The 18,917-nt window shown below is 74.4% G+C and carries 14 protein-coding genes and 1 riboswitch; of the genes, 6 read left to right on the forward strand and 8 right to left on the reverse strand.

All coding sequences use genetic code 11. The annotated features are described in order from the left end of the window. Positions 1–31: 31 nt before the first annotated feature. The 5 genes from GA0070620_RS24210 to GA0070620_RS24230 are packed head-to-tail and all read right to left on the reverse strand — an operon-like array spanning position 32 to position 5,623. Entirely contained in the window at positions 32–784 is a 753-nt protein-coding gene (locus GA0070620_RS24210; RefSeq protein ID WP_172836492.1) for a GTP-binding protein, read from the reverse strand. After that, the gene (locus GA0070620_RS24215; protein WP_091594514.1) at positions 762–1,223 is read right to left on the reverse strand and encodes a DUF742 domain-containing protein; all 462 of its coding nucleotides are present in this window, start codon (positions 1,221–1,223) and stop codon (positions 762–764) included. Before GA0070620_RS24215 ends, GA0070620_RS24210 begins: the two co-directional genes overlap by 23 nt. Further along, on the reverse strand, positions 1,220–1,696 hold the full coding sequence (locus GA0070620_RS24220; protein WP_091594516.1) for a roadblock/LC7 domain-containing protein: 477 nt from the start codon (positions 1,694–1,696) through the stop codon (positions 1,220–1,222). Before GA0070620_RS24220 ends, GA0070620_RS24215 begins: the two co-directional genes overlap by 4 nt. Further along, positions 1,693–4,446 (reverse strand): sensor histidine kinase, encoded by a 2,754-nt coding sequence (locus tag GA0070620_RS24225; RefSeq protein WP_091594517.1) that lies wholly within the window; start codon positions 4,444–4,446, stop codon positions 1,693–1,695. Before GA0070620_RS24225 ends, GA0070620_RS24220 begins: the two co-directional genes overlap by 4 nt. Beyond that, positions 4,433–5,623 carry a hypothetical protein gene (locus GA0070620_RS24230; protein ID WP_091594519.1) on the reverse strand — a complete coding sequence of 397 codons (1,191 nt, stop codon included), beginning with the start codon at positions 5,621–5,623 and terminating at the stop codon, positions 4,433–4,435. Before GA0070620_RS24230 ends, GA0070620_RS24225 begins: the two co-directional genes overlap by 14 nt. A 384-nt stretch (positions 5,624–6,007) precedes the next feature. On the opposite strand from GA0070620_RS24230, the gene GA0070620_RS24235 reads away from it, so the two are divergent. Together GA0070620_RS24235 and GA0070620_RS24240 are read left to right on the forward strand one after the other, a co-directional pair. Then, the gene (locus GA0070620_RS24235) at positions 6,008–8,875 is read left to right on the forward strand and encodes an alpha/beta fold hydrolase (RefSeq protein WP_091594521.1); all 2,868 of its coding nucleotides are present in this window, start codon (positions 6,008–6,010) and stop codon (positions 8,873–8,875) included. Beyond that, positions 8,875–9,741, forward strand: coding sequence for an ABC transporter permease (locus GA0070620_RS24240; RefSeq protein ID WP_091594523.1), 867 nt, complete (start codon positions 8,875–8,877; stop codon positions 9,739–9,741). Before GA0070620_RS24235 ends, GA0070620_RS24240 begins: the two co-directional genes overlap by 1 nt. A gap of 39 nt (positions 9,742–9,780) precedes the next feature. Here GA0070620_RS24240 and GA0070620_RS24245 read toward each other — a convergent pair whose 3' ends face one another. Beyond that, a complete protein-coding gene (locus tag GA0070620_RS24245) occupies positions 9,781–10,494 on the reverse strand; it encodes a DUF4232 domain-containing protein (protein WP_231921953.1) in 714 nt (237 codons plus the stop codon). Between the two features lie 121 nt (positions 10,495–10,615). After that, a complete protein-coding gene (locus tag GA0070620_RS24250; RefSeq protein ID WP_091594526.1) occupies positions 10,616–10,933 on the reverse strand; it encodes an ArsR/SmtB family transcription factor in 318 nt (105 codons plus the stop codon). Positions 10,934–11,024: 91 nt separating this feature from the next. On the opposite strand from GA0070620_RS24250, the gene GA0070620_RS24255 reads away from it, so the two are divergent. From GA0070620_RS24255 to GA0070620_RS24265, 3 genes are all read left to right on the forward strand, one after another. Next, entirely contained in the window at positions 11,025–12,002 is a 978-nt protein-coding gene (locus GA0070620_RS24255) for a DMT family transporter (RefSeq protein WP_091594528.1), read from the forward strand. Between the two features lie 70 nt (positions 12,003–12,072). Next, a riboswitch (SAM riboswitch) is annotated at positions 12,073–12,207 on the forward strand. A gap of 11 nt (positions 12,208–12,218) precedes the next feature. Then, on the forward strand, positions 12,219–13,505 hold the full coding sequence (gene thrC / locus GA0070620_RS24260) for a threonine synthase (RefSeq protein ID WP_091594531.1): 1,287 nt from the start codon (positions 12,219–12,221) through the stop codon (positions 13,503–13,505). 342 nt (positions 13,506–13,847) lie between these two features. After that, positions 13,848–14,867, forward strand: a complete 1,020-nt coding sequence (locus GA0070620_RS24265) for a GNAT family N-acetyltransferase (protein ID WP_091594533.1) — start codon at positions 13,848–13,850, stop codon at positions 14,865–14,867. On the opposite strand, the gene GA0070620_RS24270 is transcribed toward GA0070620_RS24265, so the two are convergent. Beyond that, positions 14,857–17,085, reverse strand: coding sequence for a hypothetical protein (locus GA0070620_RS24270; RefSeq protein WP_091594535.1), 2,229 nt, complete (start codon positions 17,083–17,085; stop codon positions 14,857–14,859). The two genes, GA0070620_RS24265 and GA0070620_RS24270, sit on opposite strands and share 11 nt — an antisense overlap. Before the next feature lie 139 nt (positions 17,086–17,224). Here GA0070620_RS24270 and paaN point away from each other — a divergent pair, with 139 nt between their 5' ends. Further along, on the forward strand, positions 17,225–18,898 hold the full coding sequence (gene paaN, locus GA0070620_RS24275; RefSeq protein WP_172836493.1) for a phenylacetic acid degradation protein PaaN: 1,674 nt from the start codon (positions 17,225–17,227) through the stop codon (positions 18,896–18,898). Positions 18,899–18,917 lie beyond the last annotated feature (19 nt).

Consider the following 18,917-nt stretch of genomic DNA (forward strand, 5'->3'; position numbering starts at 1 on the left):
CTCAAGGACACGGGTCTGACCGTTCAGGAGTTCAGGCCTCCCGTCGCCGGGTGGCCCGTTCCAGCGCCCGGTCCAGGACGACCAGCAGGGCGTCCCGCACCGACAGCCGGTCCCGAGCGTCGAACTGCACCAGCGGCACGTGGTCGCCGACCGCCAGCGCCCACCGGATCGAGTCGAGGTCGAGCGCCAGCCGTCCGTCGAAGGCGTTGACCCCGACCACGAACGGAAGCCCGGCCTGCTCGAAGTAGTCGATCGCCGGGTAGCAGTCGTCGAGCCGGGAACTGTCCACCACGACGAGCGCGCCGAGCGCCCCACGGGCCAGGTCGTCCCACATGAAACCGAACCGGGACTGGCCGGGCGTGCCGAAGAGGTAGAGCTTCAGGCTGCGGTCGATGGTCACGCAGCCGAAGTCCATCGCGACGGTGGTGGTGGTCTTGGCCGATCGCGCGCCGGGGTCGTCGATGCCGATCCCGGCGCTGGTCATCTCCGCCTCGGTGGTGAGCGGGGCGATCTCCGAGATGGCGCCGACGGTCGTGGTCTTGCCGACGCCGAAACCGCCGGCGATGAGGATCTTCACCGGTACGGGCGGCGCGGCGGCTCCGCCACCGTCCACCCGGGCGGCGGGTCCCGCCTCGGGTGCGGCCGGCGGCCGGTGGGGAGGTGGGGTGGCGCGCCCGGTCGCCGGGGCGGCTGCGCCGGACGTGCCGTACCGGGTGGTGGCGCTGTTCGCGGCGAGCCCGCCGAGCGGGGCGACCGGCCAGTCAGGAGATCGCACGAAGTCCATCAATCACTCGCAGGATGAGGTCGGGGTCGGAGGCGCCGTCGCCGTGGTCGAGGTGCACCTCCAGGTGGCCGGCGGCCCGCAGGTCGCCGACGAGGACCCGGGTCACGCCGAAGTGAAGCCGGGTCCGGGCCGAGATCTCCGCGACGGAGATCGGCTCGCCACAGAGGGCGATGATCGCCTGAAGCTCGGGCGTCAGCAGGGCCACGGCCATCCCGGAGCCGCTTCCGTCCGGCGCGGCCGTCACCTGGGTCTCCAGGCCGATCGCCGGGTCGGGGGCGGTCACCCGTCCGGCGGTCAGCACGAACGGCCGTGGAACGGCGGAACCCTCCCCGTCGGGCCGCTCCGGCGAGCCGCCGGGCCGGGGCGTGGCCGGCGCGCGCAGGTACGGACGGATCCGGATCTCCGGGTCCGGTCCGTCGCCCGCGCCCTCGGTGGTCATTGCTGGGCGGCGTTCTTCAGCTCGGCGATGAGGCGGGGGGTGAGTGCGCCGCCGGCCCGTCCCGCGAAGAGGGTCATCTCGTACGCGACCGTGCCCAGGTTGGCCGACCGGTCGGCGACCACCCCGAGCACCGACCCGCTGCTGATCGCGCTGATCAGCAGGTAGCCCTCGGCCATGTCCACGACGACGCGGTTGAGCCCGCCGAGGGCGTACCAACTGGCGGCCCCGCCGGCCAGGCTCGTCATGCCGGAGACCACCGCGGCGAGGCGCTCCGCGTTGGACCGGTCGCGGATCGCCGACATGGCCATCAGCAGGCCATCCGAGGAGACCGCGATGGCCTCCAGCACGCCGGCGGTGCTCGACGTGAACGTGTCCAGCAGCCAGTTGAAGGTGCGGGCCTCGGGGCTGAGGTCCCCGGCGGGGGCGGGGCTGCCCGGGTTGTCGACGTTGTCGTGGAGGTAGGAACTGGTCACCGTGTTGATCCCTCTTCGTTGCGACGGTCTGGACTGACTTCGCGCAGAGCACGGGCGACGCCCGCCTCGAACTCGGTGATGAGGTCGCGGACCTCGGCCGGGTCACCCGGGTGTGGGCTGACCGGTCGGCGGGCCGGCTCACCGTCGAGGCTCGCCCCGGGCACCCGCCGGTTCAGTGCGGGACGACCGGGGTGCGGCGACACACCGGACGCCGGCCCGCCGGCCGGGCGCGGCGGGACGTCCGCCGGGCCGAGCGGCTGCAGTCGCTCGGCCCGGCGTACGCCGGACTCGATCGCCTCGACCAGCGCGCGGGCCGCCGCCGGGTCGGCGCCGGTGCCGTCGACCGGTCCTGCCGTCGGCCCGCTCGGCGGTAGCTGGCTCCCGGGCACCCGCTGGCGGACGCCCGGCCCGACCCGCGCCGAGGCGGTCCGGTCCGGTCCGCCACCGGTCGTCGCGGGTGCTCCGCCGTCCGCCGCGGGGCGGGACGGCCGGCGGGGCAGCCCCGCCGAGGTGACTCCGGCCGGCGGGGTGGCGGTGGGACCCGGCACGGCGGCCCGGCCGGCGACGGTGGCGGTCGGTTCCGGCGACGCGGGCGACCGGTCCGCCGGCACGGTCTCCGGCGGCGCGACGTCGCCGTCCGGCGGGCTGATCTCCAGGTACGCGACGCCGCCGCCCGCCGCGGGCTCCGGCTCCGCGCCGGCGCCGAAGGCGTCCCAGGTCTCGCCGGTCGCCATGCTCCGGCTCGCCCGGCCCAGCGACGTCGGGTCGAATGCCGGCGGGTCGTACGAGCCGCCCAGCGCGGCGGGACCGTCCGGCGTACCACCGGTCAGGGCCGGCGAACGCCGCTCCCGGACCGGGACGGTGGCCCGGGCGATGGCGGCGCCGGCCCGCTCGGTGGGCCGGAACACCAGCGACGCCCGGGGGACCTCCAGCCGGGCGGTAACCCCACCGCCGCCGGTGGGGGCGAGGTTCACCGCCCAGCCGTGCCGGCGGGCCAGCCGACCCACCACGAACAGGCCGAGCACCTCGGTCGGGGCCAGGTCCAGCCGCTCCCGCCGGGTCAACCGGGCGTTCTCCTCGGCCAGCCGTTCCCGGGTCATGCCGATGCCGTGGTCGGTCACCGTGAGCCGGGCGCCGGCCTCGGTCGGCTCGGCGCTGACCACCACCCGGGTGTGCGGGGGTGAGAAGACGGTGGCGTTCTCCATCAGTTCGGCGAGCGCCAGCACGAGGTCGCCGACGGTGGCCGGCGCCGCGGCGATCTCCGCCGGCACGCGTACATCGACGCGGGTGTAGTCCTCGATCTCGCCCAGCGCCAGGCGGACCACGTCGGCGAGCGGCACCGGTGCCACGTACGCGTCGGTGCCCGGCGAGCCGGACAGCACCACGAGGCTGCCGGCGTTGCGCCGGAGTCGGCTGGAGATGTGGTCGAGGCGGTACAGGTCCGCCAACCGCCCCGCGTCGGTCTCCCGCTGCTCCAACCGGTCGATCAGCGCGATCTGCCGGCCGACGAGGTTCTGCGTACGCCGGCCCACGTGACCGAACATCTGCGCCACGTTGCGCCGGCCGGCGACCTGACGCTCGACCAACCGGGCGGCCGTCGCCTGGACCCGCTCGAACGCCCGGGCCAGGTCGCCGATCTCGTCGCGGGCCCGGACGTCGACCGGGTCGAGCCGCACCGGCGGCGCGCTCTCCGCCTCGTCGTCGGCGACCCGGACCAGCTCGGCCTCGGCGACCCGGGCGACCCGGTCGGCGGAGCGGGTGAGCCGGGTCAGCGGGCGGGCGACCGTGCGGGCCACCACGGCACTGAGCAGCACCACCACCGCCAGGATCAGCGCGGCCAGTCCGGCGACCAGGTACGCGGTCGTCAACGCCCGCCGCTGCTCCCCGGTGGCCTCGGCGAGCACGTCCGCGACCATCTTCTTCTCGATGAACTGGCCGAGGGTGACCATCGACCGCGCGGACGGGAAGACCATCTCCAGCGGCACGTTGCGCACCGCGCCGGCCGGGTCGACGGCACCGGTGCTGAGGAAGTCGGCGCTCGTCCGGGCGGTCACCGCGGCGTCGTTCAGCTCGGCGAGCTTGCGCTGCTCCGGCGTGATGAGGCTGCGGAACCGCTGGCTGTCGACCCGGAGGGCGGCCATGGTGGCCACGAACCCGGCGGTGACGGCCGGGTCGTCGGACACCTTGACCAGCACGATCAGGGTGGCGCAGAGGCCCAGCCCTTCGTCGGCGCGCAGCAGCGAGTCCAGCGCCAGCACCTGCCGGCCGGCCGCCGTGTCGGTGTCCACGTCGAACGCCAGCCGCAGCGAGTCGATGAGCGCCCGGTTCACCGGGCCGTACGCGTCCAGCACCTGCTGGGGGCCGGCCGCGCCGGCGAGCACCGCCGCCCGGACGTCGGTCAGCGCCCGTACGCCCTCCAGGGCGTCGGCGACCAGCGGTTCCAGCCGGTCGCCGCGCTCGGCGCGCAGGTCGGCGACCCGGTCGTCCACGGTGGCCGAACGGCGCATCAGCTCGGCGCGGGTGACCGTGCCCAGCAGCAGGCCGACGGAGAGGATGCGCTCCTGCTGGAGGTCCTGCACGAGGGTGCCGATCCGGCTGGCCAGCCGGACCCGGTCGGCGATGTCACCGGCCCGCTGGGCGACGGCGACCCGGTCCAGGACCACCGGCACGGCGAGCCCGACCATGCTGACCAGCGGGATGACGACGAGCAGGGCCAGCTTGCCGCGGATCCGGAGCCTACCGAGCAGCATCGACCGGCCCCCAGCGCACGGCCTCCGGGTCGACCGGCCGGCCGGCCGGCTCCAGCGGCCGGGGTTCGCCCGCCCGTACGCCGTCCGGTCCCGGCCGGGGCGGCCATGGCGGCGTGTCCGGCGGGGCGTCCGCCTCCTCGGACGGCGAGGCCGCCGGGGCGGCCCGGCGACGTGTCCGCCGGGCGGCGGCGACCAGCAGCCCGGCGAGCACCGCCAGCAGCAGCACGGCCAGACCGGACGCGCCGAGCAGCAGCCACCGCTCCCGGTCCAGCCGGTCGACCCGGGCGGCGAGCAGTGTGTCGAGTTCGGCCAGGATGACCGGCTGGAGCTGCCCGGCGGCGGCGTGCGCGTTCAGCCGGGCCCCGACGACGGGCGCGGGGTCCAGCACCGCCGCGCGGCCCGGGGCGGAGGCGACGGCGAGCGCCTCGACGGCCCGCTGGTAGGTGTCCAGCGGGGTCAGCACGGTCCCGCCCAGGTCGGTGCTCTCCGAGCTGTCGACCGCCGCGCGCAGGTCGTCGACCAGGTCACCGGCGGGGACGAGCGCGCCGATCCGGAGGGCGGCCAGCTCGGTGAGGGTGCGAGCCCGGTCGGCGGCCGGCCGTCCGGCGGCGAGCACGGCGAGGTCGGCGAGCCGACCGGCGGCCACCATCGCCTCCGGCAGCTCCTGCCCGGCGGCGTCCTGGAGGAAGGACGAGTCCGGCTCGGGGTCGCGGACCAGCCCCGAGCTCTCCCGGACCTTGCGGTGCAGGTCCAGTAGCAGGTCGGTGACCTCGCCGTACGCGGTGAACGCCGCCTCGGGATCGCCGACTCCCCGGTCGCGCAGCGCCTCCAGCTTCGCCCGCAGCCCGGCCCAGCGCTCCTGGCTGCGCAGCAGGCCGCCGATGCGGGCGTCCACCGTGGCGGCGCCCTCGACGGCCGCGCTGAGGGCCGACCCGGACGGCCGGCGGCCGGCGACGGCGGCGGACTGGGCGTCCACCAGGGCGGCGGTGACCGGGGCGAGCGCCCGTAGGTACTCCACGCCGAGGCGTTCCCGGACGGCGAGGCTCCGGTCGTCGTCGGTGAGCTGCCACGTCTGCCGGGCCAGCACTCCCATCGGCGCGAGCAGGGCGACGACGAGCAGCAGGGGCAGGACGCGGCCGGCGGGCCGCCGACGGGCCCGGGGCGCGGGGACGGTCATGGTCGGTCTCCTCCGGCGAGGGCGGGGACGGTGATGGTGGGTGTCGATGCCGGGTTCGCCGGACCAGTCCCGTACACCGGACCGGAAAACTAACCGAAGGGCCTGGTCGTACGGCCGCCGTCGATCGGTCAGCTATGCGTCACTACGAGCGATGTCACCGTTCGTCCCCCTTGCCGGCACGCTGGGTGCCCCGGCGGGGAGTGACATGCAATGATCGCTGACGATTTCTCGCGGAAGATCGGAATTCACGGGATCCGAATTCAACTCGCCGGGATCCACTGGACCATGGTCGATCGCGCCGCTCCGGGCCCCGACCGGAGCAACCGGACAGACGTACGGCGGATCTCAGCCAATGCTCAGGATCCGGCCCGTACCGTGTGCCGCATGAGATCGCCGTTGTCGGCCGCGCGGGTCCGGCGCGCCCTGCCCACCGGTCGTCGCGCCGTCGCCGCGGTGGCGGTCGGGGTGCTGCTGGTCGCCGCCGTGGTGTCGGCGGTCCGACCGCGCGGGCCGGAGGTACGCACCGAGTCGGCCATGCTCACCGTCCGGTCCGGGCCGGACGGTGAGCAGCCCGTCGACCTGGACACCACGCTGTACCTGCCGGAGGACGCCTCGGCGGGCGGCAAGGTCCCCGCGGTGCTGCTCGCGCACGGCTTCGGCGGCACGAAGGAGTCCGTACGGGCCGACGCCGAGGAGTTCGCCGGCCGGGGCTATGCGGTGCTCACCTGGACGGCCCGCGGCTTCGGCCGCAGCGGCGGCGAGATCCACCTCGACCACCCGGACTACGAGGTGCGGGACGCGCAGCGCCTGCTCGACTGGCTCGCCGCCCGACCGGAGATCCGCACCGACTCCGCCGGCGACCCACGGGTCGGCGTCGTCGGCGGCTCGTACGGCGGTGGGCTCGCCCTGCTGCTCGCCGCCCAGGACCGGCGTGTCGACGCCATCGTCCCGATGATCACCTGGAACGACCTGGCGCGCAGCTTCCTGCCGGAGAGCACCGGTGGCCCCGCCACGGCGGGCGTGTTCAAGAAGGGCTGGGCGGGGCTCTTCTTCGGCGGTGGGGGCACCGTCGGATCGGGGCCGGCGGGGCTCTCCGGGGTCACCGCCGCCCAGCCGCAGGGCGCGCCGGCATCGGCCGGGCCACCCAGCCCGGGCCCCGGCGCCGGTCCGGGCACCGGCCCGGGACGCGCCCCGACCGGAGCCGCCGACCCGTCCTGCGGCCGGTTCGCGGCCGACGTGTGCGCCGCGTACCTGCGCATCGCCACCACCGGGCGGGCCGACCAGGCCGCCGTGGACCTGCTGCACCGGTCCAGCCCGGCCGGCGTGCTCGACCGGATCGCCGCGCCCACCCTGCTCGTGCAGGGCGAGGCGGACACGCTCTTCCCGCTCAGCGAGGCGGACGCGAACGCGCGCGGCATCGCCGCCGCCGGCACCCCGGTGCGGGTCGCCTGGTTCACCGGCGGCCACGACGGCGGCGCCGGGCCGAAGACCGACTCCGACCGGGTGCGCTACCTGACCGTCCAGTGGCTGGACCACTACGTCAAGGGTGGGACCACGGCGCCCGGCAACGACTTCACCTGGTCAAGGATCGCCGGCTTCGACGCGCTGGACCGGGGTCTGGTGGCCACCGGCTACCGGACCACCGACTACCCGGGCACCGGTGGCGACGGCCGCACCGACATCGCCGTGACCGGTCCGGAGCAGACGATCGCGAACCCGCCGAACGGCAACCCGGCGGCCATCTCGTCGGTGCCGTTCGCGGGTGCGCTCTCCTCACTGCTCGACGGGGTGGCCGGCGACGTGCCGGGCCAGCACGCCCGGTTCGAGTCGGCGGCCCTGACCCAGGCCGTGGACGTGGTCGGCTCGCCGACCGTGTCGATCCGCGCCGCGTCGCCGACCGGCGAGGCCGTGCTCTTCGTGAAGCTCTACGACGTCGACCCGAACGGCGGGGCCACCCTGCCGAACGGTCTGGTCGCCCCGGTGCGGCTCGCCGGCCTGCCGGAGCGGATCGCCGACGCCCGGCCGGTCACGGTCACCCTGCCGGCGGTCGTCCACCGCGTCGAGGCCGGGCACCGGCTGCGGCTGGTGGTCGCCACGTCGGACCAGGCGTACGCCGGTCCGGCCGAGCCGACCGTCTACACCGTCGCCGCGGGCGACGGCCCGGTGGCGTTGCCGACCGTCAGCGGCGAGCCCATCCCCACGGCGGCAGCCGTCTGGCGCTGGGTGCTCGCCGGGCTGCTCGCCGCGATCGTGATCGGGCTCGTCGTGGTCGTCGCCGTCGTCCGCCGCCGGCACCGCCGCCAGGACAGCTCCGTGCATCCGGCGTACGCGGACGTCCCGCTCGCCGTGCGCCAACTGCGCAAGGAGTACGCGGACGGCTTCGTCGCCGTCTCCAACGTGTACTTCGAGGTGCACCCCGGTCAGGTGGTCGGCCTGCTCGGGCCCAACGGCGCCGGCAAGACCACCACCCTGCGGGTGCTCATGGGGCTCACCCAGCCGACTGCCGGCGAGATCTACGTCTTCGGTCACCGGCTGGTCCCCGGCTCCCCGGTGCTGTCCCGGATCGGCGCCCTGGTCGAGGGCCCCGGCTTCCTGCCGCACCTCAGCGGCCTGGAGAACCTGCGGGCGTACTGGCGGGCCACCGGCCGGCCGTGGGCGGACGCCCACTTCGACGAGGCGTTGGAGATCGCCGGGCTGGGCGACTCCGTCCACCGGAAGATCAAGACGTACAGCCACGGGATGCGCCAGCGGCTCGCCATCGCCCAGGCGATGCTGGGGCTGCCGGAGCTGCTGGTGCTCGACGAGCCGACCGACGGGCTCGACCCGCCGCAGATCGCCGAGATGCGTCGGGTGCTCCAGCGGTACGCCACCGACGGGCGGGCCGTGCTGGTCTCCAGCCACCTGCTCGCCGAGGTCGAGCAGACCTGCACGCACGCCGTGGTCGTCAACAAGGGGCGGATCGTCGCGTCCGGCCCGGTCGAGGAGATCGTGGGTGAGTCGCCGAGCGTGCTCTTCGACGTGACCGACCCGGTGGCGGCGCGCGACGTGCTGGGCCGGCTGGCCGGCGTACGGGTGCTGCCGGAGAGCGACGGCCAACTGGTCGTCGACACCAACGGCACCGCGCGCAGCGAGGTGGTGGCGGAGCTGGTCCGCGCCGGCATCGGGGTGGACCGGGTGGTGCCACGGCGGCGCCTGGAGGACGCGTTCCTCGCCCTGGTGGGCGACAACTCTCGGGGAAGCGGGGACCGGTGATGGGTACGTCCACGGTGGGCGCGGCCGCCGGCTACCGACCGTCGGCCACGCTGCCGTTCGCGGCGGAGTTCCGGCGTCAGGCGGCCCGGCGGCGTACGCAGCTGGCGCTCGGGTTCATGGTGCTGCTGCCGCTGATCATCCTGATCGCGTTCCAGTTCGACTCGGGTGGCGACGACGACAACGGTCGTGGCGAGTTCGGCAGCCTGATCGAGTTCGCCACCTCCGGCGGGCTGAACTTCACCCTCTTCACCATCTTCGTGTCGGCGTCGTTCCTGCTGGTCGTCGTGGTGGCGCTCTTCTTCGGCGACACGGTGGCCAGCGAGGCGAGCTGGGGAAGCCTGCGCTACCTGCTGGCCGTGCCGGTGCCCCGGGCCCGGCTGCTCACGGTGAAGCTGCTGGTCGCGCTCGCCTACTCGGGGCTGGCGATGGTGCTGCTCGCCGGCACCGCCCTGCTCGCCGGCACCCTCCGCTACGGCTGGTCGCCGCTGCGCAGCACCGTCGCCGCCGAGCTGCCGGCGGGGGAGGGGCTCCTCCGGCTGCTGGCCGTGCTGGGCTACCTGGCCGTGGTGCTGCTGGTCGTGGCCGGTCTGGCGTTCCTGCTGTCGGTCACCACGGACGCGGCGCTCGGTGCGGTGGGTGGCGCGGTGCTGCTGTGGATCCTCTCCAGCATCCTGGACCAGATCACCGCGCTCGGGGCGGTGCGCGCGTTCCTGCCCACCCACTTCAGCACCGCCTGGCTGGGCCTGCTGTCCACACCCGTGCAGACCGACGACGTCGTACGCGGCACGATCTCGGCGGTCAGCTACGCGACCTTGTTCTGGGCGCTCGCCTACTGGCGGTTCACGCGCAAGGACGTGACCTCGTAGCCGACCCCGGGTCCCGTGGCCCCGGACGGGTGGGGTCGGTCAGAGCCGGCTGTCCGGCGTGGGCGCCACCGAGGGCGGCCCACCCGTCACGGACGGGGCCGGCGGCGGCGCGGGCGCCCTCCGCTCGGCCGGCTTCCAGGCGCTGACCCCGATTCGGCCGGTCGTGCCCACGTCGATCGGCCCGTCCGGGTCGACGGCCTGGGCGGGCTGCCCGGCGCCGGGTGCCACGTCCAGGTAGGCACCCTCGGCCGGTGCCGCGGTCGTCTCGGTGACCGTGTTGCGCCAGAGCAGGGAGGCGATGGCCCGGTCCCCGGGCAGGAGGGTGAGCGCGCGGGGCGGGGCGTCGTAGCCGGACGTGATGCCGGTCGCGCCGGGCACCACCGCCAGCGGGATGGGCTGGCGCTGCTCGTCCCGAACGGTCGGCGCGGGATAGCCGTTCAGCCGGTAGGGCGTCGCGCCGCAGTTGACCAACTCCAGGCCGAGTGCCCGCAGGCCCATCGCGGCGTCCGAGCCGGTCGACCGGATCAGCACCCCCGACGCGGGACAGGTGGCCGCCGACGTCGCCGCCGGGGCGGAGGGCTCCGGCGGCTCCCCCGTGGCGGCCCCGCCCGACGCGGTCGGCGAGGTGCAGGCGCCGAGCAGCAGGGCGACGCCGATCAGCACGGCACCGACGGCGGGCGGACCGACGGGCCTGGTCGGGTCCGCGCTCGGGGTGCGGCCGGTCGGCGCTGGTCGTGCCTGCGGGGAGCTCACCGCCGCATCCTCCCACCACCGTTCGTGCCGACCCCGTCCCGCTCCCGTGGGCCGACCGCGAGTGCGGGAAGTAGGTCGCTGGAGCGCGGTGGCGCGATCAGGCCGAGGGGTGGGTGCGGGGTCAGGCGCGCGTGGTGGGGGTGATGTCCCGGTTGAGGACGGCGTCCAGCAGCCCCGGGTAGAGCCGATCCACTTCCTCCCGGCGCAGCCGGACGTAGCGGCTGGTGCCGGCGGCCCGGGTGCGGGTCAGCCCCGCCTCGCGCAGCACCTTGAGGTGGTGGCTGCGGGTGGCCTTGGAGACGCCGAACTCGAAGCTGCCGCAGGAGTATTCCCCGCCTGCGGCGAGCGCCCGGACGATCTGCAGCCGCACGTCGTCGGCCAGGGCGGCCAGCACGTTGGTGACCGGCACGTCGCGCAGCTCGGGTTCCTCCAGCTCCATGTGACCAGTGTAACCATTGTTCGACAGAAATCGAACAAGCTCCTAGGGTCGGTGGCGTTGGTTCGAAAGTAGTCGAACATAGGAGTCGAGGATGCGTTCCCGCGCCGCCGCCTTCCCGCTGCTCGCCGCGCTGAGCTGGGGGGTGATGTTTCCCGTCCTGGCCAGCGCGCTGGACCGGGTCGACCCGCTCAACCTGACCACCTCCCGGTACCTGCTCGCCTCCGTGGCGCTGGTCGCGCTACTGCTGCTCCGCGAGGGGCGCGGCGGTCTCCGGCCGGCGGGCCGGGGCGTGGAGCTGGCCGTGCTCGGGGTCGTCGGCTTCGCCGGCTTCAACCTGCTCACCAACCTGGCCCTGGAGCACGCCGCGCCCCAGCAGGTCGCCCTCTTCGTCGCCACGACCCCGCTGGTCACGCAGCTGGTCCGCTGGGCCTGGGACGGCGTACGCCCGCGGCCCGCCCTGCTGGCCCTCTCGCTGGTGGCGCTCTTCGGCGTCGGTCTGGTGATCACCCGCGGCAGCCTGGCCGGGCTCGGGCAGTTCGGTCTCGGCGGGCTCATGATGATCGGCGCGGTCGTCGGCTGGGCGATCTACACCCACGGGGCGGGCCGGTTCGCCGGCTGGTCCCCGCTGCGCTACACCACGCTGACCGCGCTCGCCGGAACGATCGCGATGCTCGCCGGAAGCGTCGCCGCCGACCTCGTCGGGGTGCAGCACGCCCCGTCCGCCGCTGACCTCGTCGCGGTCTCACCTCAGCTGGCGTACGCCGTGGTGGTGGGCGCGGTGATCGCCGTGCTGGCGTGGAACACGGGGGTCCAGCGGCTCGGCGCGGCCAACGCGGCGCTGTTCATGAACCTCGTCCCGGTGACCACGTTCGCGGTGCAGATCGCCCGCGGCTACCGGCCGGGCCCGGTCGAGCTGGTCGGCGCGGGTCTGACGATCGCCGCGCTGGTCGCCGCGAACCTGGTCAACCGGTCGCGCGCCGGCTCGTCGCCGCGGGTGGTCGAGCGGCGCGGAGCCGCCGTCACCGACCCGGTCGCGGTCGTCGACCCCGTGGCGGTCGTGAGCCGCTGACGGCTCACACCGTGGGAACCGCCGGTGGGCGGGCCCGGGTGGGCGCTTAGACTCGGTGTCACAACTGCATACCTCATCCAGAGGGGCTGAGGGATACGGCCCGACGACGCCCCGGCAACCACCCCGCGCGCTCACCGCTGAGCGACGGCGGGGCAGGTGCCAATTCCGTCCCCGCCGCACGGTGCGATGCGGGGAAAGATGAGAGGACTTCTCGACATGACGTCGACGATCGCCCCGTCCGGCATCGACACCACCGCCAGCCCCGCCCGCGCCCTGGTCTGCCGGGCCTGTCAGGCCCGCTACCCGCTCGCCGCGCAGCACGCCTGTTACGAGTGCTTCGGCCCGCTGGAGGTCGACTACGACGCGGCCGCCCTGGCGACCGTCACCCGGGAGCAGATCGAGGCCGGGCCCAAGAACATCTGGCGGTACGCGGGGCTGCTCCCCGCCGGCCAGGACCCGACCACCCGGGTCACCCTGGACCCCGGGCTCACCCCGCTGGTCGCCGCCCCGCACCTCGCCGCTGAGCTGGGCATCACCGCCCCGCTGTGGGTCAAGGACGACAGCGCCAACCCCACCCACTCGTTCAAGGACCGGGTCGTCTCGGTGGCGCTCACCGCGGCCCGGGCGCTCGGCTTCCAGCGGTACGCCTGCGCCTCGACCGGCAACCTGGCCAACTCGGTGGCGGCCCACGCGGCCCGTGCCGGGGTGCCCTCGGTGGTGTTCATCCCGTCCGACCTGGAGCAGGGCAAGGTCGTCACCACCGCGGTCTACGGCGGTGACCTCGTCGCCATCGACGGCTCGTACGACGACGTGAACCGGCTCTGCGGTGAGCTGGTCGAGACGGACGAGTTCGAGGACACCGCGTTCGTCAACGTGAACGTGCGGCCCTACTACGCCGAGGGATCCAAGACGCTGGGCTACGAGGTGGCCGAGCAGCTCGGTTGGCGGATTCCCGCCCAGGTGGTGATCCCGATGGCCTCCGGCGAGCTGCTCACCAAGATTGACAAGGCGTTCTCGGAGCTGGTCGAGATCGGGCTGGTCGAGGCGCCGGCCGACGGCTGGAAGGTCTTCGGCGCGCAGTCCGCCGGCTGCAACCCGATCGCCACCGCGCTGCACGCCGGAAGCGACACCATCAACCCGGTCAAGCCGACGGGCATCGCGAAGTCGCTCAACATCGGTGACCCGGCCGCCGGCCTCTACGCGCTGGAGGCGGTCCGCCGCACCGGGGGCTGGATGGAGTACGTCGACGACGACGAGATCCGCGAGGGCATCCGCCTGCTGGCGCGTACCACCGGCGTGTTCGCCGAGACCGCCGGCGGGGTGACCGTGGCGGTGCTGCGCAAGCTGGTCGAGTCGGGCAAGCTCGACCCGGCGGCCGAGACCGTGGTCTTCAACACCGGCGAGGGGCTGAAGACGATCGACGCCGTCGCCGGCCAGGTGGGCCCCACCCACCGGATCCGCCCGTCCCTGCGCGCCGCCCGCGACGCGGGCCTGCTCGGCTGACCCGTGCCCGGCCTGACCGACCCCGCGACGTGGGGCCCGGCCCGGCCGGCACCACGTCGCGCGCACCTCGGCTCGTGCCGGCTCGCCCGAACGGGGGATCAGGCCGTTCCGCCGGGTAACCGGCTTTTCGCTCTGGGTGCGGAAAACCCACCGCTAAGGACTTGACGGCAGGAACCGGACGGCGCAAGATGCTCCGTGCGGGAGGGCACTTCGCCGAAGACTTTTGAAGTTCTTGCGACCCAACGCCGGAGGCGTTGTGCGAGTGTCCCTCCCGACCAACCTCCGATCGGGCCAGCGAAATTCGCTGGCCCGATCGTCGTTCCGGGGCGCACCCTCTCCGGCATGACCATCACGATCGCGCCGTTCGACGCCGCCGATCCGGCCGCGGTCGACGAGGCGTACCGGATCGGGGTCGCGGCCCACGACGCCGACGTGCCCGACTTCCCGCCCTTCTGCCGCCAGCGCCTCGACGGGATGCTGCGTCACCCGATGCCCGGCACCGTCACGCTGTGGGCGTTGGCCTGGCTCGACGGTGTGCCCGCCGGCCTCCTCGCGTTGGACCTGCCCCAGCTCGACAACACCGAGAACGCGACGGTGGAGCTGATCGTCCACCCCGACCACCGGCGGCGCGGGGTGGGCCGCGCGCTGCACGAGCACTGCGTCCGGCTGCTGCGGGAGCAGGGTCGCAAGCGGGTGGTGGGCATGGCGGTCTCGGCGCTTCCCGGCGGCCCGCCGCGCCCGACGGCGGGTGCGGCGTTCGCCGCCGCGACGGGAGCCCAGCCCGCGCTCGCCGAGGTGCGCCGCCGGCTCGATCCGACGACGGTCGACCAGACCGCGCTGGACGAGTTGCTGGCCGGGGCCCGGGCGCGGGCCGTGGGCTACCGCACGGTCCGTTGGCGCGGCCGCATCCCCGAGGAGTACGTGGCCGACATCGCCTACCTCGACGGGCGGCTGTCGACCGACGCGCCGATGGGCGACCTGACGTGGGAGGCCGAGAAGGTCGACGCCGAGCGGATCCGGGGCACCGAGCGGGCGTTGGCCGCGCGGGGGCGCCGCCAGTACCACGTCGCGGCCCGGCACGAGGCGTCCGGCCGGCTCGTCGCGTGGACGCTGCTCGACGTGGGTCCCTCCGCCGACTGGCACGCGTTCCAGCAGATCACCATCGTCGACCCGGACCACCGGGGGCACCGCCTCGGCCTGCTTACCAAGATCGAGAATCTGCGGCACCTGCTCGCCCAGGAGCCGGCGGTACGCGCGATCGACACCTTCAACGCGGCGTCGAACGCGCACATGATCACGATCAACGAGCAGCTCGGCTTTCGCCCGGTGGACGGCTGGACCGACTGGCAGTTCACGCTCTGACCGGCGATCCGGGGTCACCCGGCGGACCCTCGTCCGTGCCGGGCGGCCGCAGACGTCGCACCAGCTCCGCCACCGTCCGGTCGAAGTCGGCGTCCGGCACGAACCCGTGCCCCCGGATCGTCGGTGGCACGGTGTCCCCGGGTGGGATGAGCAGCCCGGCGGGGTCGGCCACCCGGCGGTCCACCTCGGCGGCGTGCCCGGCGGCGTCGATGCCGAAGACCGGTCCGCCGATCGGGTCGGTCAACCGCCACAGGTTGAGCCAGCGCCAGTCGAGCCGTTCACCCACCTCCCGCAGCATGTCCGGCCCCACGTAGGCGGGGAAGACCCGGCTGTAGAGCCGCCCGAGCGGGGTGCCGTACGTCAGCAACGCGACCCGGGCGCGGGCGGCCGCCGGCAGTTGGAGGACGGTCGCCGCCACCAGCACGCTGCCGTGGCTCTGGCCGGAGAGGACCACCGGGTGCCCGCCGGCGGTCAGGTGGTTGATCCGGCGGGTGAGGTCCGGCACCACCCGCTCGGCGTAGCAGGGCGGGGCGAGGGGGTGCGCCGAGCGCGGCCAGAACGTGGCGAGTTCCCAGAGCACGCCGACGACCCGGATCGCGGCGGACCGGTACGCGAACAGCCCCGCCCCGAACAGCGTCAGCGCGAACAGTCCGATGATCAGGCCGCCCAGGTCCGTCACGAGGATCATGGGGGTGGCCAGGGGATCCCCGCCGAGCAGCCGGGCGACGTCCTCGGGCCCCTGACGTCGCATCGACAACCCGGCGGCGGCGAGGCCCAGCACGCTCAGCAGCGCGTACGCCGCCAGGAACAGTGGGCCGAGGCGGTCCGCCAGGCGAGCGCCGATGATCTTGTCGCGTACCGCCCGGACCCGCTCCGGCGCCGCCCGGTCGGCCTCGGGAAACTCCCGCCGGACCAGCTTCTCCGCCTCCTGCCGTTGTCGGGCGCGCTGGTAACGGCGGGCCACGACGGCCACGACGGCGGCGACCACCAGGGCGGTCGAGACGCCGAGCGCCGCCCAGCGGTACGCCGCCGGTGGCGCCAGCGGCGGCACGTCCGCCGGCAACGGCCGGGCCGGTGTCGGGCTCAAGCCGCGGTCCAGGTACTCGGCGACGCCGTAGTTGAGCCCGGACGAGTACGCCACGGCCAGGCCGATGGCGACCGAGAGCGCCATCGGCGCGGCGAGACCGAGCAGGGCGGGACGGCCGTGTCTCGACGTCCGGGCCGCGACGAAGATCACGAGCACCACGAGCAGCGCCCACTGGACGCTGAACAGGCGGGCCACCAGGCTCTCGTACCCGGGCAGGGCGGCCACGGGAGTCGACGGTGGCCGCGGCAGGGCCGCGTACGCCAGGGTCAGGCCGGTGAGCAGGAGCCCGGTGCCGCCCGTCAGCCGGACCGCGCGCGGTGACCACAGCCCGCCGCCCCGGCGTTCGATTTTGGGAAGACAGAGCATCGCCAGGGCGGCGACGAGCAGCACGACGGACGCGACGATCAGCGCGTCACCGGCCATCGTGCGCCCGTCGGACACGAGCGGGGTCAGCACGGCCAGGTTGAGGGTGGTCGTGGCGACCACGATGTGCAGGGCGCGCAGGCGCATCAGCAGCCCCTGGTTGTCCCAGAAGGCCGGGTTGTCGAGCCGCCCCGCCCCCAGCGCCTCCGGGTCCGCGCTGCTGTTCTCGGGCAGCTGCCAGGTGCGTCCGCCGAGCCACCAGACCAGCACGATCGCGAGGACCGGCAGCAGGGCGAGCAGCGCGAGGCGCTGCTCCGCCGGCACGTCACCCATCCAGGCGATCTCCCGGCGGCCGTTCATGCAGCGCGGGTAGCTCGCGCACTGCCAGGCGACCAGGTCGATGGCCACACCGACGATCGACAGGACGTACATGGCGGTGAGTGAGGCGCCGAGCAGCCGGCACAGCGCCTTGCCGACCAGCTGCGTGCGGTGGCCGGGCGGCAGCATCCAGATGGCGGTGTTGGCGAGCATGAAGGGCAGGAGCAGGACCAGCGAGAACGTACGCGTCGCGGTCCCGCCGGCCAGCCCGCTCCACTGGTACGCCTCCAGCGTGGTGCCGGCGCCGCCGCACGGATCGCCGAACCCGGGACGCACCCGGTAGAACCCCGCGTCCCGGTCGCCGGCCACCCGGCTGACGATCGGCCGGTCCAGCGTCGCCTCGGGACCGCGGTCGGCGACCCCGTGCACCCGGATCTCGGTGGTCCCCACCCGTGGCCGCTCCCTCCTCGGCAGGCTGGGCGCTTACCCGGAGTCGGTGGGGTCACACCGGCGTGGGGGCGGGCGGAGACGATCAGAGTTGTGACACGGCCCTACTGATCCTGGGGGTTCCTGTTGCATGATGGCGGGCATGACGGAGACCCCGCACCCCCTGTACGCCCGGCACGCCGACACCCTCACCCGTGCGCTGACCGCCATCACGGAGCGCGGGTACTGGTCCGCCTACCCGGAATCACCCAGCCCCCGGGTGTACGGCGAGACCGCCGCCGCCGACGGGAAGGCCGCCTTCGAGGCGTACCTGGGTGGCGACTTCCCTCTCGACCAGCCGGGTGATGGCGACCGGGTCGCCACCGAGACGAGCCCCTTCGGGCTGGACCTGTCCGTGCGCTACCCGCACGCCGGCGCCGACCAACTCGTCGCCGCCGCCGGCGCCGCGCTTCCGGCCTGGCGCGACGCCGGCCCGCAGACCCGGATCGGCGTCTGCCTGGAGATCCTCGACCGGCTGCACAAGCACGTCTTCGAGCTGGCCAACGCGGTGCAGTTCACCAGCGGCCAGGCGTTCGTGATGGCGTTCCAGGCCGGCGGCGCGCACGCGCTGGACCGGGCGCTGGAGGCGCTCGCCTACGCGTACGCCGAGATGACCCGCCACCCGGGCACCGCCGGCTGGGAGAAGGCGGCCGGCAAGGGCGACCCGCTGCGGATGACCAAGACGTTCCACGTGGTCCCGCGCGGGGTGGCCCTCGTGATCGGCTGCAACACCTTCCCGACCTGGAACTCGTACCCCGGCCTGTTCGCGTCGCTGGCCACCGGCAACCCGGTGATCGTCAAGCCGCACCCGCGCGCCGTGCTCCCGCTCGCCGTCACCGTGCGCTACGCCCGTGAGGTGCTGGCCGAGGCCGGCTTCGACCCCGACCTGGTGCTGCTCGCGGCCGAGGCGCCGGGCGAGAAGCTCGCCTCGACCCTGGCCCTGCACCCGGCGGTGAAGATCGTCGACTTCACCGGCTCCACCGAGTACGGCGACTGGCTGGAGGCGAACGCCCGCCAGGCGGCCGTCTACACCGAGAAGGCCGGCCTGAACACGGTCGTCATCGACTCCACCGACGACTTCGCCGGACTGTGCCGCAACCTGGGCTTCACGCTGACCCTGTACAGCGGTCAGATGTGCACCACCTCGCAGAACATCCTGATCCCCCGGGACGGCATCGAGACCGACCAGGGGCACAAGAGCTTCGACGAGGTGGCCGGCGGGATCGCCGCGGCGGTCGGCAAGCTCACCGCCGACCCGGCCCGGGGCGTCGAACTCACCGGGGCCATCGTCAACGACGGGGTGCTGGAGCGGCTGGACGAGGTGACCAAGGTCGGCGAGCCGGTGCTGGAGTCGCGTACGGTCGAGCACCCGGCCTTCCCCGGCGCGGTGGTGCGTACGCCGACCATCGTTAAGCTCGGCGCGGACGACACCGTGACCTACGGGCGGGAGTGGTTCGGGCCGATCGCCTTCGCCATCGCCACCGACTCCACGGCGCACAGCCTGGAGATCATGCGGAAGACGGTCGGCGAGAAGGGCGCGCTCACGGCCGGGGTCTACTCCACCGACGAGGCGGTCCTGGACGCCGCCGAGGACGTGGCGATCGAGGTCGGCGTGCACCTTTCGTGCAACCTCACCGGTGGGGTGTTCGTGAACCAGTCGGCCGCGTTCTCCGACTTCCACGGCAGCGGCGCCAACGCGGCCGCGAACGCGGCCCTCACCGACGGCGCGTACGTGGCCAACCGGTTCCGCATCGTCCAGTCGCGCCGCCACGCCTGACCCGCCCTCGCCGTTGCCG

Source organism: Micromonospora krabiensis, from assembly GCF_900091425.1.
GTDB classification, from domain to species: domain Bacteria; phylum Actinomycetota; class Actinomycetes; order Mycobacteriales; family Micromonosporaceae; genus Micromonospora; species Micromonospora krabiensis.